The following is a 15,100-nucleotide window of genomic DNA, read 5'->3' as shown; positions in this document are numbered from 1 at the left end:
CCTCACCTTCAAGTACTAGTAGTCTCATTAATACGACATGAGCGTGAAGGCGAACCGCACTGTGCGTATCCCACTCTCTGTCCCCGATCACCGAGTGGACGACCTTCACGCCACACATAACCCATATCAATACTGTCAAAACCGAACTGTCGACTGGTGCTGGCCTGACGCCCCCACACACCCAGACGACCTCAAAACCAGCAAAGGCGACGCCGAAGACGCCCTCTACGACGATCTCCGCGACAAAACAGACAACGAACTCCACGCGAACCTCGTCCAAAAGGCCATCAAAGACGCAGTGAGTGCGGTCGGTTCATGCAAAACCTCGTGGGAAAACGGCGACCGCATCAGCAAACCCGAGTTCCAAAACCGCTCTGACGAGTCGTACACGATGACGTATGACAAGCGAGCGGGGACATACCACCGATACAAAGCCTCGTTCGCTGTCCTCGATGGAGCTCCCGTGCACTGTCGCTACGAACTCCCTGCAACCCTCAACGCCACGCCCTACGATCAGTATGTGCGTGACGCTCGGTGGCAGTTCAGCACGAGCAAGCTCGTCTTCGATGGCGAGCAGTTCTGGCTCCATGCCGTGATGAATCGGTCCTACACAGACGCACCAGAGTACCCACCGACAGCCGATGGTTCAGACACGCACGAGGACTTCACAAGAGTTCTCGGCGTGGACCTCAACGTCAACGGGCACTCAGCAGTCACCAGCGCCGGTGGCTTCCACGGCAACGCAGACTATCTTAACCACCGTCGAAGCACCTACGAGGAGCTGCGTGGCGAACTTCAAGAAACGGGGACACGATCTGCACACCTCCGCATACAGTCTCGGCAAGGCGTCGAGTGGGCATGGTTCGACCAGTACGCTCACCACGTGGCAAATTGCATCGTTGCAGACGCTGTTACTGTCGGAGCAACCCACGTCGTGTTTGAGAACTTGACTCGGATTCGACAGCGCATCTCGAACGAGCCGAAATTCCAACAGTGGTTGTTCCGACGTGTGCAAGAGTACGTCGAGTACAAGCTCGAAGAATTCGGAATCAACTTCGAGCAAGTGGCCGCACGGTATACGAGTCAGTCCTGTAGTCGGACGGATTGTGACTGCGTGGATGAAGACAATCGGTCTGGCAAGCAGTTCAACTGCGTATCGTGTGGGTATGCATTGAATGCGGACTTGAATGCGGCAAAGAATACCGGATTGAAATTCCTCGAGACACTCCCGGCGAGCCGCACGTGTTCGTCTGGGAAGGCCACCAGTCAACTGGCTTTGGTGTCGGGGACGCTCACGCCCACCGGGAGTTTTTCCCGTATGGACTGGGCGTCCACCGACAAGCCCCACCCTCAACGAGCGAGTGGCAGTCTATCTGCCCGAGCGAAGTAGGGTGGGGTAGTTGACGGAAGCACCATCGCTATCACCACCACCGATGAGTGGATAGTCGATATGGACCTCGATGCGATCGAACGGGACGACAGGCTGAATCGCGCCGCTAGACTCACCCTCCTCTAGCGTGAGGATCCCCAACACCTCCAGTTGCTTCAGGTCTGAGTGGACGTCAGAGATGTCGCGATCGACAAGACGCGCTGCCTCGCGCATGCTCTCGGGTGTCGCGTCTGCGATCGCCCGGATGAGCTCGAGGCGCAGCGGTGTGAGGCTGTCGACGAAGTCGTCGTAGGTGCCGAACTGGAGCGTTGCCGTCCCGTCCTGCTCGTCGAGATCGTCGGGCTCGACGTCTTGGACGAACTGGAGTGCGTCTTGGCGGAGCTGTTCTCGGTCGCCGACGGTGATGTAGAGTGTAGTCATAGTCGGGGGGGATTGGTGTCAAGTGGTGTTCGATCAGTGCGGCCGGGGCGGATCGCCGTCGACGGCGTCCCAGTATTCGTCTGCACTCGTCCAGAACTCGACATCGTCGAGATCACCGACTGCGGTGTGGTGTCCGTGACCCTTCGTCTCTGGGGAAAGAGCGCGGGCGGCAACAGACTGTCGACGCGCAAGTGGTCCGTGGTGCTGCTCGGAGCGGCCATAGACTGGCTACGGATGTACTACGACCACGACGAGCACGGACCCAACCGACATCGGGAAGCGAGATAGTTAACCAACAAACTTGCTATCAAGTGCGCCAGTGTTGGTTAATACTGAGGCGAAACTCTTCGACGGCGCGGTCGTCGAGGGGGTCTGGCATCGAGAGGGCTTCGACGTTGTCTCGATTTTCTCTACAGAGAACTCTTAGCAGTCAACCGGAAACTCGAAAAAGAGGCTTTCTTGCCGAGACCCTCTCCAACCCATCCGCTGTAGGATCTTCTCCGATTGATCGCAAAATGTGTCTGTTGACATATTTTGCTCGTCACTGTCCCGACGCGTCAGGAGATACAGTGGGAAGTTCGGTGGTTCAATCGTAAACTCATTCGGTGTCCCTGCGAGCTCCTGTTGTGTTCGCTCTAGTAATACTGCAGCACCTCGGTCGAATAACAAGACGCTTGATATCTCTTCATATTGACCGAGAGCGATGCGGACAGATTTCTCCCCAGCATCGGGTACACCACTGTTGGGCGCGCTTGGGATGTTCACCCGACTCGGATAGGCGATTTCACCGTCTTTGATGTAATCTAGGATTCTTTCTGCGGATTTTTGTAACCAGTGAGAGTCACCGCTTCTGGCTTTATCCCGAATCTCACGGAAACATGTCCATGTCGTACTGACAGCGATCTCGGAGAATACTCTATCCGCATATTCTTCATTACAAGCGGCCAGACCGATTAAGGCTGAAGAATCCGCGAGAATCGGCTGAACCCCCATCCGATCACTTGGTAAACTCTTCGGGATCTAACGACGCATACTCACGTGACTGCATATTGGACCGGATACTTTCGAATGCCGTGTCGACAGCCTCGGCATCTGGATCAACAGGCCCTTCAGCGTCAGCCGTAATCAACTGCTCTGGCGCTACAGGAACCAATTCGGCGTCTTCGCAACTCTTCCTGAGCGCTTGTAACTCGTCAGTATAGTTCTTTTCTAACGAATCTAAATCGCTGACGGCCCCACCGATCAGATCACGCCTACTGGGACCGCTCGCAGTTTTTTCCGAAATACCGAGCGAGACGTACTTCCACGCATGCGAATAATAGAACTTGAGTAATCGCCTGAATTTTTGAAATTGTTTCCGGGATAGGTCAGTTACTTGCCTGTCCAGATTGTTGATAACCTGTCGGAGGAGGTCTGTATACGCCGTGAGCGCGTTCTCTTCATCAGCCTCAATATGGCTGTTCAGGAGAACCTCGTGATCCAAATCCCGCAGTTCCGCTTCAATAGTGTCCAGACACTCAGCAGAGTTTTCGTTGAACTCCTCGGTATTCATGTCTAGTATGGTATCCAGAGACTTCTGTAATACTGCCGAGGTAACGTAGAGGTCTCGATATTCTTCAGGGGCGTAGCCGGTGTAGAACTCACGTAGATAGGACTTCGTTTCTTCTTGGAGGATATTCGTGAGCTCTATGTCGCTCTTGAAAAAGTACGCATACTCCTCCGGGGAAGGGTAGTCCCAAGAATTTCCAATGCTCGGCTCATCAGGTGAAGGGAGGTCAGCGAGTGCCTGTGGTTCGACAGCATTGACGGCGACATCATTCTGACCACCACTGAGACTGGCCCCGTATTTGTACCAACTGTATGTAATAGGGAGATCAAATTTGTCAACGGCCAAGTAGAGCAGCTTGTTCAGCTTGATAGAGCTAAGATTAGTGATGTCTGCGTCCTCATCATGGATCGCCACACCAAGACCATCCATGATATCGATAAGGATCTGGTTCTGCTCCCAAGGCGAAGTCATATTTATAGCTGTATACCACTTACAGAGCCTGTCTGTTAAAACTACGCTTCTGCGACGGCCTTTGTCACATGGTTCTATACTCGATTTCTTGTGCTGATGTGCTGAATATGCGCTTTGGGCCTTGTTTAGACGCGGTGTAGTTGGTCTGTCGCAGCGTTCGCTCAAGGAGCGAATCGGGGAGAGAGGAACTGATGAATAGATCCGGTTCTCCTAACAGAGGTACAACTCGGCACTTGGAGGAGCGTGTGAACTACCCCACCCTACTCACGCCCTTCGGTCGTTCCTTGAGGAAGGGGGCTTAGCGCCTATTTCAGCTACCTCCTCAGCGAGGAACTCACGCGGGCGCAGCGTCGTCAGCAGAGCGCGGTGTCGAGATCTCGAGATTGACTTCGATGGAGTCGTATGGCACGAATGCGCGCTTCGCCCGCCCAGCCTGTTCGAAGTGGACGATATCGTACTCGGCGAGCACTTGGAGGTCGTCGTGGACAGTCTTGACGTCACGGTCGAGGCGTTCGGCCAGCTGGCGGATGCTGTCCGGGCGCTCGGCCATGATACTCCGGAGGAGCTCGACGCGTCGATCGGCGAGGAGCGCTCGGAGGTCGCTCGGATTCTGGAAGTTGATGACGTGCGGCACCTCTTCGCCAGCTTCCCAGCGCTCCAGCCGGTCGATCGCATCTTGTTGGTGCGCCTGTTCGGAGTCAGACGTGATACGGAGCACCGAGGGGTAGTCCTCGGGGTCGCGGTCCTCGAGGAAGCCTGCCTCGGCTTCGGTATCGTCCATCACAATCCCCTCGTCGCCGGAGCCGGTTCTGTTGACGTCGTCGGTGTCGTCGGTCGTGTTGGTGTTGGGTTCGTCGGGCATGGTGGGTCACCTCTCACAGCGGTCGTCCATCTCGGTATAGAACTTCTGGACGTGGGCTTTGAGACCAGTGTATTCGATGTCGTCGGAAACGCCATCGGGCGTGTGGTAGTGGTGGCGATCGACCTTGGGATGGTCCGGAAAGTTGTCGAACCGCAGGAGGGTCCGACCATCTTCAGCCATATACTGAAATCAATACAGGACAACTATTCTGTGCTAAGCTCAACACCGGTGATTTCGAAGCGTGCGCCACCGGTGGAGCTATTCAGGACACGGATGTCCCACTCGTGGGCCTCAACGATTCGCTGCACGATGCTGAGTCCGAACCCAGTTCCATCGTCGTTCGTCGAATACCCCGCTTCAAACACGGCCTCAGCATCGTCTTCTGGGACTCCGGGGCCATCATCCTCGATGTAGAAGCCATTCTCCAGTCCGCCAACTGTTACGGTTACAGTACTGCCACCGTGTTCGACTGCATTCCGAATGAGATTCTCGAAGAGTTGTTTGAGCCGAGGTTCATCAGCTACAACCGTTCGATCACTTTCGATAGTGAGTGTCGCTTCAGTTGTGTCAACAGTGTCCCAACACGCTTCAACAACGGTTGTGAGATTGATTGCTTCTGTATCAGTCACGGCCTCACCATATCGGGCCAGTGTCAGCAGATCCTCGATGAGAACGTTCATCCGGCTGTGGGCTTGCTCAACAGCCTCTAAGTGTGAACTCTCACAGTCGTCACGTGCCAGTTCCAGATGTCCTGTAGCCACAGTCAACGGATTCCGCAAATCGTGTGAGACGATACCCGCAAACTCTTCCAATCGCTCATTTGCCCGTTTTATTTCCTCGCGCTCCGTAATATCGATATACATCGCCAACGTGCCGACAACCGTACCGGATGCGTCTTTCCGTGGGACTGCTCGTAACCGCGTCTCGACGATCTCACCGTCAGCAGCTACTAACTCACGGGATTCATTGGTGAAGTCACCTTCCAAAGATCGCTCGTATCCACCACCGTCGATCAGTTCCTCTCGGGAGTCGGATGTGTAAAACTCTGCCAGTTCTGTTCCGACGAATGTATCTGGTTCAAATCCCAGTGTTTCTGCGAACTGGTTGTTACAGCCCTCAATAATAGGCCGGCTGTTTTCTGCGCGTGTGACGACTGCCATCACAGGTGCTTCCTCGAATAACGTCTGATACTGCTCTTCAAGCCGGGTGGTCAGCTCTTCGAGTTCCTCGGTTTTCTCTTCGAGTTCGCGTTGGTACTGCTTGGATTCATCAATATCGAGATGGATTCCAACAGCACGGATCGGCTCATCATCTCCGTCTCGCGCAACGATATTCCCGATATCACGAACCCATTTCCATTCGCCGTCAGCAGTTCGCATCCGGTGTTCGGTGTCATAATACTCCGTGTTCTTCTGCATATGCGCATCAAGTGAGGCCCTAACTTCCTCAATGTCGTCTGGATGAACGCGGGTTTCCCACGTGCGGAGGTGCGGTTCGAGTTCTTCAGGCGTGTAGCCGAGCATCTTGGCCCACTGGTCGTTGAACTCGACTTCATCAGTCTTCATATTCCAGTCCCACACACCAAGCTCCGCCCCTTCAACCGCCAGTTCGAGACGGTTCTTGAGCCTCTGAATCTCCGCGATTTGTTGTTTTCGTTCTGTAATATTCTGTGAGACTGCCATCACGTGATCAATCACCTTGCCATCGGTCCGAACTGGAACCGTTTGAATCTGGTAACAGTCGCCACCGTATACCTGTTCAAACGTGTTGGCGTTACCATTCAGTGCTTCCTCGTAGTAGTGACAGAGTTCATCGGCGATATCACCGGGAAACAGCGCGTGTGGCTTCTTATCCTCAATATCGTCGGGAGAAAGGCCAACGTTGTTCAGTTCTTCGCCACCAGCGCGTACGCATCTCAGATCTGTATCGATGAGGAATACTGCACCATCGGGGAAGTTCTCGGCCACTGTCTCGTACTGGCGTTTTAACTCCTGTAACTTCCCCTCGCGCTCTTTGCGATTACGCGCAGTGGTTATGAGTTCACTAGCCATCCGTAGGATGTTGATGAATTCATCCGACCATACTCCCTGATCTTCCACCCAATCAAACCCGATAAATCCGACAAGTTCGTTATTCGAAATCATCGGAGTGACAATTAACGAATTGATATTTTGCTCTTGGAGAGTTTCTCTTTCAGCTTCAGCTTCTGGGGGAAGTTCAGAAACGTTCGGGATAACTATCTTTTCGAAGTTTTTCAGTTTCTGTGTCCACCAAGGGAGGGTATCATGCGGAATGTCTTGGAGTATTTCGAGTTGTGGTTCGATACCCTCAGAACACCATTCATGAGTATTGCTGAGTGTTTCGGCCTCGTGATCTATGTCAAATACGTAGGTTCGATCTGCACCAACAAGTGTTCCGAGTTTTTCCAATGTATGGTTGATGAGAGTGTCAATATCATGTACCTCGGACCGAAGGAACTCGATGGAGAGTTCAGTAAGTTCGTGCTGGAGTGTTTTGAAGAATTCTATTTTTTGATCACGTCGCTGAGCATCGACCGCATTGATTATTCGATTTGCTAAACTGGTGTAGTGGTCAGTATTACTCTTTTTTTGGAGATAATCAGTCACCCCAGTACTGATGGCTTCACTGGCTACTTTTTCGGATCCGTTGCCGGTATACAAAATGAATGGCAGAGTGGGGTGCTTCTCAGTAACGCTTTTGAAGAACTCGAGGCCATCCATCTCCGGCATCTGATAGTCTGACACAACACAATCGATATTGGCTTCGGCAAGCAGTTGCAATCCCTCGGCAGCATTAGTCGCAGTTTCAATAGCAAACCGATCGTCCTCACGTTGAAGATACATCGCCAATAACTCTGTGAGTTCTGGATCGTCGTCAACGTAGAGAACCTGAATTTCTTGTTGAGATGTTGAAGACATTGTTCAGTATAGTGTCACCAGTTCTGAAGTAGTTTTTGACATTCATCAAATATCGGAAACTACAGAACAGGGTCTCATTGAATTGAGAAAATTAGTGAAACAGGTCACAGAGACTCGGATGGGCGGATAGTGAACAACTCCACACCGGCTAATCTGCAGTGTCAGTGACCAGTTATTTTAGACGGCTATTCCAGATCCTCGTATCCGATATCGATACCGGATAGAGGGTCCAACTATAAATTTCTCTTAAAATTATATGAATTAATATCTCTGAAACATACTTTTTATAAGTAATCATTTTTGAACCTATGACATGCCCGCACCCATCACGACAGCATCTTCGTCTGCCCTCCCTCCTTTCTCGGTCAACTATTCCCCCGAGCAAGGGCCACCCCAGAAACTCCGATTTGAACCTCGCGATGATAACGACGGGTGGTGGCTAATAGAACTCCGATATGAAGAGGACAGTTGGCGAACCGTCGGTCGTGAACCCCTGACGGACGTCCAGTGGACCGTTTGTGAGGAGGAAAATGGGCGACCAATGACCGACTCAACTCGTTCTCAGTTCGAACTAGACCTGTTCATGCTTGTTGCCGAGCATGACGCATGGCGGATTCTCGCACTGCTCACCCTGCTCGACGAGCCCGTGAGCCACGAGCAGGTGGCAGAGTTTCTCACCGCGTTCGATCAGGGCACCCCTACCGCCGTGGAGGCAGCGTCCACGGACACCACCACTCACAACACGACGATCGCCGACCTCGACGAGGCCGGCGTCATCACCGAGACAGCAAATGGACTGACACGTGGCCCTCGCTTCACCGAGGCCTTCCAAATGGTGCCCCCGTCGTGACGTCCCCACAGCCGGACGCCACGACCAGAATGCCCCGACAGATCGCTCGTCCACTTTCGCTCCGGGGCGAGAGACTTACATCCACCCTGCCGTACCCCACATCCCGATCTCGCTGATGTCTACACCCCGCCTCCACACGACTGACTACGATGTTGCCTCGCAGATCTCGATCTACAGTGGTGACGAAGACCGGCTCCTCGAACGTGCTGACCGCACAGCGACCCCGACAGAACTCGTGTTGGCACCCACGGAACTCCACCGACGGAATCTGCAACGACGACTGCGTGAGCGTGCACGGCCACAGAACGCGTTTGACTTCGCCGACCCGGAGACGGTCGCGGAAGAACTGCTGTCCGCCACAGACTCGACGCCGACGAGCCTCGATCGCGTCGATCGCCTCGCACTGCTGCAGTCGCTCCCAGCGGCGACACCGGACCAGCCACCGGGACTCCAACCACTACTCTCCACACAGCACGACACCGGCCCCCAACAACTCGAGCAGATCCGCGGAGAAATCGAATCGATGACGAATTTCCATCCTGATCGGATTGCGGCGCTACGCGAGGTCACCGACGAATTTGCACCCCCGATCGCGGACGAGGCGACCACACTGGTCGATGGTGGCCTCGCCGTCGAGATGTGGCTGCGCGGACAGACTGCCAAAGCGGTCTCGAAGACGGCCCTTCTCCGCCGAGCGACGCGCCGCCTCGACGGCGGCGACGAGGTGTGGACCGACCGCTATCCCACTATCGAGCGGGTCTCCCTCGTCGGCGTCAGTAGCATCCCGGCACCAGAGGTTGACTTCCTCCATGGGCTCTGTACGGCAACGACGGTCGAGATCGAACTCCACCTCCGGCCCGGAACCGCTGAGTACCTCACAACGCGCCTGCCGGACCTCCTGTCCATCGAGCGTCCCGGCCGAGAGGTGGACCTGTGACCCACGCCTACCGCACGGCACTCACTAGTGAGCTGGAACCACCATCATGCCCCGTTGCCGAACTGCCCGCACCGACGCGTCGCAAGGAGGCGCGCGCGGTGATGGCGACGATCCGCGAAATACGCGATCGTGGGGTGGACATCCGCGATATCGTCGTCGTGGCTCGCGATCTTGCTCCGTACGAGCAGCCACTAACCCGGGCAGCCATCCAGTACGGGGTGACGCCGGTGTTCTGGACGCAGTTACGCGTGACCCGCACGGAACCATTCGCGCTGATTGCGGCGCTCTGTACACTCTTTGCCGACGGCGACGTCGCCGCCACATCCCTGTTGGCACCGTTGACACAGCGCTGGGCACCGCCCACAGAGGCAGCCGGGTGGCCGCTTGGGCAGTCGACGATCCACTCGCTTCTCGAGGCCCTTCCCTCCGGGCGTCGATCGATCGCCGAGTGGGCCGAGACGGTACAGACACACACCACCGACGAGCGACTCACAACCTACTGTGACTGGCTACAGGCGAAGTTTGAGCCCGAACCAACACCCGACACCGTTGAAGCCGCTCTGACACCGGCGATCGCCGCGTATCGCGAGATGAGCGTGCCCGCCCGCCAGCAGGCCGACGCACCGGCGCTCATGGCGACGGAGACGGCCGCGCGAGCAACGGTCAGGGTCACCCGGCTCGTCGAGCAGGTGACGCACAAATACGACGAGTGGCTTGCTGACGGGACTGTCTCCCGATCGTGGGACGCGGTCCGCGAGCTGTGTGAGCTGCTGGCGACACAACGCCCGGGCCGCCGTGAACACTCGAACGCCCGCGCTATCGACATCATGGAGGCAAACGACGTGTGGGCGCTGTCTGTCCCGTACATCATCGCGGTCGGCGCGACAGCAGCCGAGTGGCCGGCCCAGACTGACAGTGTCGTTCCCTCCGAGTTGCAGGAAGCCGTGCTCTCCGGGGCCGGCGCGACGGACATCGTTGCGCCGCGCACCGCGTGGGGAGATGGCCGCGATCGCGATCACTTCGCCGACGCGATGCGTGCCGCCGAGCGCGGCGTGATCATGACACGGTTCACCCAGACCGGCGACGGCGACGACGTCCAGCCCTCGCCGTTTCTTGCGTCACTAGACATGGAGACCGTCTCCGGGCAGGCCCGCACCCAACTGGTGAGCACGACACCACAGCTTCCCCCAGAGATTGCCGCGCTCCTCCCGCCGAGTGGGGAGTCTGACCCAGCACCCAGCGAGACAGCTGATAATGAGTAACAACGACGATCCACGCACGCTCCGGAACGCACAGGCAACGATCAGGGACCGCTTCGTTGACGCCGAGTCGGGGCTGTTCTCCATGAACTGTGTCGCCGGCGCTGGCAAATCGATGACTGTACAGCGAGTCGCGGCGGAAACCATCACTCGGCGGTACGCCAGCGGCGATCGGACACCCGCCCAGAGCGTGGCCGTCATGTCGTTCAACACCGACGAGGCGGCCGCAATCGGGCCAGCGGTCTGTGACCACATTCGGGAGATCGTCACCCACGAGTTGATCCCCGAGGCAGCGTCACTCACCGACACGGATGTCGAGTATCTCGTGACGCGGGTCCGGCACGCGCCGTTTATCGGCACTGTCGACAGCGTGTTGCGTGATGTCTTCGGCGAGCTGGCCACCGATCTCGGCTTCGAGGAGACGCCAACAGTTGGAAACGATGCGCTGCTGTCGACAGTCCACAGGGAGTGTTACGACGCCGTCGCGAGCGATCCCGCCCACGAAGACGCAATCGCCGAGTTGGAAGCAGCATATCCGGATGACGGCTGGTCAGCCACTCCCGAGGAGATGCTTGCTGAGGCCGTCCAGTACTGTCGCAATCAGCGGCTCACAACGGCAGCATTCGAACACAAACTCCGTATCACACGGGACTCGGTGTTCCCCGAGGGACGAACCACCAGCCGTGAGGATATCGTGGCGACGATCGCAGCCGTCGCCGACGCCGACGTCGCGGCCGACACCGACGCGGCCCTCTCAGCAGCGGAGTGGGACGACCTTGTGGCTGCTGACCAGCGACTCTACGACGCGTGGGAGGGGACGCTGACGGCGTTTGGTGAGGTGCTTGCAGCGTACCGCGCGCAGTACCGAACCCTAATTCGTGAATATGGCGTAGTCTCTCACACCGACGTCGCCTTTGCCGTCGCAAATGTGTTCGATGGCGACTGGCCAGTCGATGGCGACGGGCCGACCACCGACCAGCACACAGCGCTTCGCGAGCGGTACCACGCGCGCCTCGACAGCGTGATCATCGACGAAGCACAGGATATCTCCACTATCCAGCACGCAGCGCTGTCCCAGCTTGTCACCCCCTCGATGCGCGTGCTTGCGTGCGGCGATACACACCAAAGCATCTACGGCTGGCGACACGCCGACCCGTCGCTGTTCACGAGCGCCTGTCGCAATGGACAGTATCTCGGTATCGACTGGGACACCCATGCGACGGTGACGGCCGCAACAACCTACCGGGGGACCCCAGACATCGCCGCCGGCATCAACACCATCATGCGGCCCGTCTTCGACGACCCGGCGCGGGGCGGACTCAGCGACTTCGAGACGACGTACCCCGGCCTTGACGCAGATCGAGACCCCACCGACGATCCAAGCATCCACATCGCCGAGTTCACCGGTGGGACAGCGCCCGACACGGCACAGTGGGTCAACCCCGACGGGCGTGCTGGCGAGGCGAACATCCTTGCGACGTTCCTCGCACAGGGTCTCGCTGATGGGACGTTGACTGACGAGACCGGGTCGCCACAGTCGATCACCGTCGTTTTTCGAAAGCGAACGCGGATGGAGGCGTATAAGGACGCGTTCGAGGCCGCGGGCTTGACCGTGCAAAACGCGAGTTCGAGGCTCTTTGCGTGTCCCGTGGCCAAGGCGGTACTCGCCGTGTGTGACTGGCTCACTGCGCCAACCGATCGGGCCCAGACACGCGCCTTGCTGACCGACTCCCCGTTCGACTTTGCGCCGTCTCACGACTGCTTCGAGCGGGCTGGCTACGATGTCGACGCCATCTGTGCGGCCGACGATGTCGACGCCGACACACGAAACATACTCTGTGGCCTGCGCGAGCTCCGCGATCAGCTGGGCCGGTTCCACCGCGTTCCCGCGTCGGTGTATCTCGAAGACATCATCGAGCAGCTCGCGCTCCGAGCCGACCCGGGCGACCAGTTCACCGAGCTGCCGGCAGCACAACGGGTGAGTGCACTCGACGCGCTCACAAACACCATCGCCGACTGGGAAGCTGACACACAGTACCCACCAGCGGCCCTCGGTGACCTGCTTGCGCCGTTTCGGGCGGCCCCGCGCAAGGGGCCAGATATCCCGAGCGTGACCGACGATGCCGATGTCGTCTTCAGCACGGTCCACCGGCTAAAAGGCGATCAAGACGACGTGATTGTGCTTGCGACGCCGGGCTTCAAGCTCTGGGACACTGGCCCGTTCTCCCAGCGGTTCATTACACAGGGTGACGTTGCGGCGTTGGCCCCGCCGACGAACGTCGAGACAGCACCCGATATCGAACTGCCGCCATTCGATGGGGGCCTTTACACGCCAAGCGGTGGTCGAGAGAGACAGGGCGTCGCATCACGCGATGTCGGGTTGCGGTGGGCGACCGAGCACTGGCTCGACGACGCTGCCGGTGGGGCCCCGCACCTGCTTGGCCCCGACCAGCTCCAGTCCGTGGCGGCCGGATCGCGGGCGGAAGCATGGCGGCTCCTGTATGTGGCGCTCTCTCGGGCGCGTGACCATCTCGTCATCCCGCTTCCGAAGACGTTGCCCGGAACGGCACAGCCGCGTGACCGCTGGCTCGATACGCTGGATGAGACACTCGGGTTTTCGCCCGGACAGACAACCACGTATGCGATCGACGAGCCGTCCAGTGCCGGTGATTTGACGATCGGCGTGAATGATGTCGACGGCAGTGTGAAACGTGCAACGCCCGATACGCGGCGATCGATGACGGGTTGGGTTCCGCCCCGTCGCGACCAGCTCCAGCCGTGGGTCCCGCGCTTTCTCGATCCAAGTTCGGCCTATCCGTTGACTGACGACGTCGACGCCACCGTGGGTGCCCACCTCCTCGACGAGGCCATTCACACCGAGACCGACAGGGTGTCTGAGGACCTCCCGATCACGTTCGAGACGCTTGGACCAGAGGCCGTCGGGACCTGTCTCCACGAGGCATTACTCACCCTCATCGAGATGGACGTGCCGGACACCGAGATTGATACATGGAGCAAGCCGGTCCGAACCGCGCTTCAGCACGCGATGGAACAGGTGACACCGCAGTCGATCGAGATGCTACCAGATACTGAGCGTGGTGGCCTCGTCAGCTTCTTCCACGCGTCAGTCGTCCCAGACTTCTTCGCGTCCGATTTGTGGGCACAGATCCACGCGGCGGAGGCCGTTTACGTCGACCACGACCTATCCGGACTCGTGACTGCTGGTGGGGTTGAGGTTGAAGTTCATGGTGAGGCCGACATCCTCATCGATCTGGGTGGTGGGGAGTGGCAATTGGCCGATCTCAAAATTGCGCTGACTGACGACGTCGACGCAACACAACCGCGATACGAACTCCAGATCGCCGCCTACGAGCACATCCTCCAGCAGGAACTCGGCCCGGCAGCGACAATTCACACCACAGTCGAGACGTTCGGGTGTGTGCGGGAGTCGGTGCATGGGCAGTTTCCGCCAGCGGTTCTTGCACGTCGCATACGCACCCTCGTTGCGTCGGATGAGTCGATCTCCGGCACTTGATGAGGGCGACTTCTCGCACAGCTAACACAAGTTGAGGCGAGGGTGAGCGAGAGGAACGACGCTTGCCATTTAGACTAATTATTTGATTTTGAAGTAGTTTTATTGCGCTAGAGCGAGTTAGAGTAACCATGACTGAGACGACAGACGGACTTGAAGCGTGGATAGAACACACGAGCGCGTTCGATAGAGTCCAGTCTGTCGTCCGGAGTGTGTCGGAACCCAAACCTGTCTCGTACATCGCAGAGGAAGCTCACGTCGCTGAAAACACCGCACGTGACCACTTGGAGCGGCTTGTAGAATTGAACGTACTGTTGGAAAGTGAGTCGGGCGGCACAGCGCTCTACTCGCCTGATCCACTCCATGTTCGGCTGCAAACCCTCCGAGATTTGTTGGAGGAGCACGATCGAGATGGCCTTATTGAGCTAAAGGCTGACCTCCAAGTAGAGATCGAGAAACTGAGCGAGGAGTACGGAGTAGACTCTCCGGACGCTCTTCGAAAGCTTGCAGCAGAGTCAGAGAGTGCGGCCGAGACAAGTGAGATCCGAAAGGCAGCGAGTGACTGGGAGCTCATGCTGTACCGGCTCTCTATCGTTGAGGATGCAATCGAAGGCTATTCAGAATATAACCGTGACTACCGAGCATCGGCCTGAGCATGGGAGGCGAAAAGAACTCATACAATTCGAGAGAAGCATCCCACAGAGCGCTTCGAAGTATTCGGCAGGAGCTTGAGCGTCATCCAGCTGTTACTGAAGTTCGGGGCTCATCTGTCTTTAGTTAAGCCTCACACCTCGGTTGTGTAGCGGTAGCGAGTGTCTCTTGTAAGATTGGTCGCTGCTTGTGGATCTTTTGAGCGTCTTCGATCAACCGTTCGAGCAGCGGCGGTGGTGA

12 protein-coding genes and 1 pseudogene are annotated in these 15,100 nt (G+C 57.3%); 6 read left to right on the top strand and 7 right to left on the bottom strand.

The window, feature by feature from the left end; translation table 11 throughout:
* Positions 1 to 37 precede the first annotated feature (37 nt).
* Positions 38 to 1,390 carry an RNA-guided endonuclease InsQ/TnpB family protein gene (locus NO887_RS17015; RefSeq protein ID WP_256419375.1) on the top strand — a complete coding sequence of 451 codons (1,353 nt, stop codon included), beginning with the start codon at positions 38 to 40 and terminating at the stop codon, positions 1,388 to 1,390.
* Here the strand turns inward: NO887_RS17015 and NO887_RS17010 are convergent.
* From NO887_RS17010 to NO887_RS16985, 7 genes and pseudogenes are all read right to left on the bottom strand, one after another.
* On the bottom strand, positions 1,370 to 1,810 hold the full coding sequence (locus tag NO887_RS17010) for an HVO_A0114 family putative DNA-binding protein (RefSeq protein WP_256419374.1): 441 nt from the start codon (positions 1,808 to 1,810) through the stop codon (positions 1,370 to 1,372). The genes NO887_RS17015 and NO887_RS17010 overlap by 21 nt on opposite strands.
* A 33-nt stretch (positions 1,811 to 1,843) precedes the next feature.
* Positions 1,844 to 1,960: pseudogene (locus NO887_RS18710) on the bottom strand (toxin-antitoxin system TumE family protein); the annotation flags it as partial.
* Between the two features lie 273 nt (positions 1,961 to 2,233).
* Complete coding sequence (locus tag NO887_RS18840; protein ID WP_465261996.1) at positions 2,234 to 2,803, bottom strand: hypothetical protein; 570 nt, start codon at positions 2,801 to 2,803, stop codon at positions 2,234 to 2,236.
* 4 nt (positions 2,804 to 2,807) lie between these two features.
* Positions 2,808 to 3,830: a DUF8098 family protein gene (locus NO887_RS17000; RefSeq protein WP_256419372.1), complete on the bottom strand. Its 1,023-nt coding sequence runs from the start codon at positions 3,828 to 3,830 to the stop codon at positions 2,808 to 2,810.
* Positions 3,831 to 4,164: 334 nt separating this feature from the next.
* Positions 4,165 to 4,692 carry an HVO_A0114 family putative DNA-binding protein gene (locus NO887_RS16995; RefSeq protein ID WP_256419371.1) on the bottom strand — a complete coding sequence of 176 codons (528 nt, stop codon included), beginning with the start codon at positions 4,690 to 4,692 and terminating at the stop codon, positions 4,165 to 4,167.
* 6 nt (positions 4,693 to 4,698) lie between these two features.
* Entirely contained in the window at positions 4,699 to 4,872 is a 174-nt protein-coding gene (locus NO887_RS16990) for a toxin-antitoxin system TumE family protein (protein WP_256419370.1), read from the bottom strand.
* A 23-nt stretch (positions 4,873 to 4,895) separates the two neighbouring features.
* Positions 4,896 to 7,631, bottom strand: coding sequence for a PAS domain S-box protein (locus tag NO887_RS16985; protein WP_256419369.1), 2,736 nt, complete (start codon positions 7,629 to 7,631; stop codon positions 4,896 to 4,898).
* A gap of 541 nt (positions 7,632 to 8,172) precedes the next feature.
* Here NO887_RS16985 and NO887_RS16980 point away from each other — a divergent pair.
* The 5 genes from NO887_RS16980 to NO887_RS16960 all read left to right on the top strand — a co-directional run bounded on the left by NO887_RS16980 (position 8,173) and on the right by NO887_RS16960 (position 14,862).
* A complete protein-coding gene (locus tag NO887_RS16980) occupies positions 8,173 to 8,481 on the top strand; it encodes a hypothetical protein (RefSeq protein ID WP_256419368.1) in 309 nt (102 codons plus the stop codon).
* 115 nt (positions 8,482 to 8,596) lie between these two features.
* The gene (locus NO887_RS16975; protein WP_256419367.1) at positions 8,597 to 9,418 is read left to right on the top strand and encodes a hypothetical protein; all 822 of its coding nucleotides are present in this window, start codon (positions 8,597 to 8,599) and stop codon (positions 9,416 to 9,418) included.
* A complete protein-coding gene (locus tag NO887_RS16970) occupies positions 9,415 to 10,680 on the top strand; it encodes a PD-(D/E)XK nuclease family protein (protein ID WP_256419366.1) in 1,266 nt (421 codons plus the stop codon). Before NO887_RS16975 ends, NO887_RS16970 begins: the two co-directional genes overlap by 4 nt.
* Positions 10,673 to 14,212: a UvrD-helicase domain-containing protein gene (locus tag NO887_RS16965; protein WP_256419365.1), complete on the top strand. Its 3,540-nt coding sequence runs from the start codon at positions 10,673 to 10,675 to the stop codon at positions 14,210 to 14,212. Before NO887_RS16970 ends, NO887_RS16965 begins: the two co-directional genes overlap by 8 nt.
* A gap of 128 nt (positions 14,213 to 14,340) precedes the next feature.
* On the top strand, positions 14,341 to 14,862 hold the full coding sequence (locus NO887_RS16960; RefSeq protein WP_256419364.1) for a DUF7342 family protein: 522 nt from the start codon (positions 14,341 to 14,343) through the stop codon (positions 14,860 to 14,862).
* The last annotated feature ends 238 nt before the right edge of the window (positions 14,863 to 15,100 follow it).

Source organism: Halorubrum laminariae, assembly GCF_024494655.1.
GTDB lineage: Archaea > Halobacteriota > Halobacteria > Halobacteriales > Haloferacaceae > Halorubrum > Halorubrum laminariae.
This window is presented reverse-complemented; position numbering and strand designations above follow the sequence as displayed.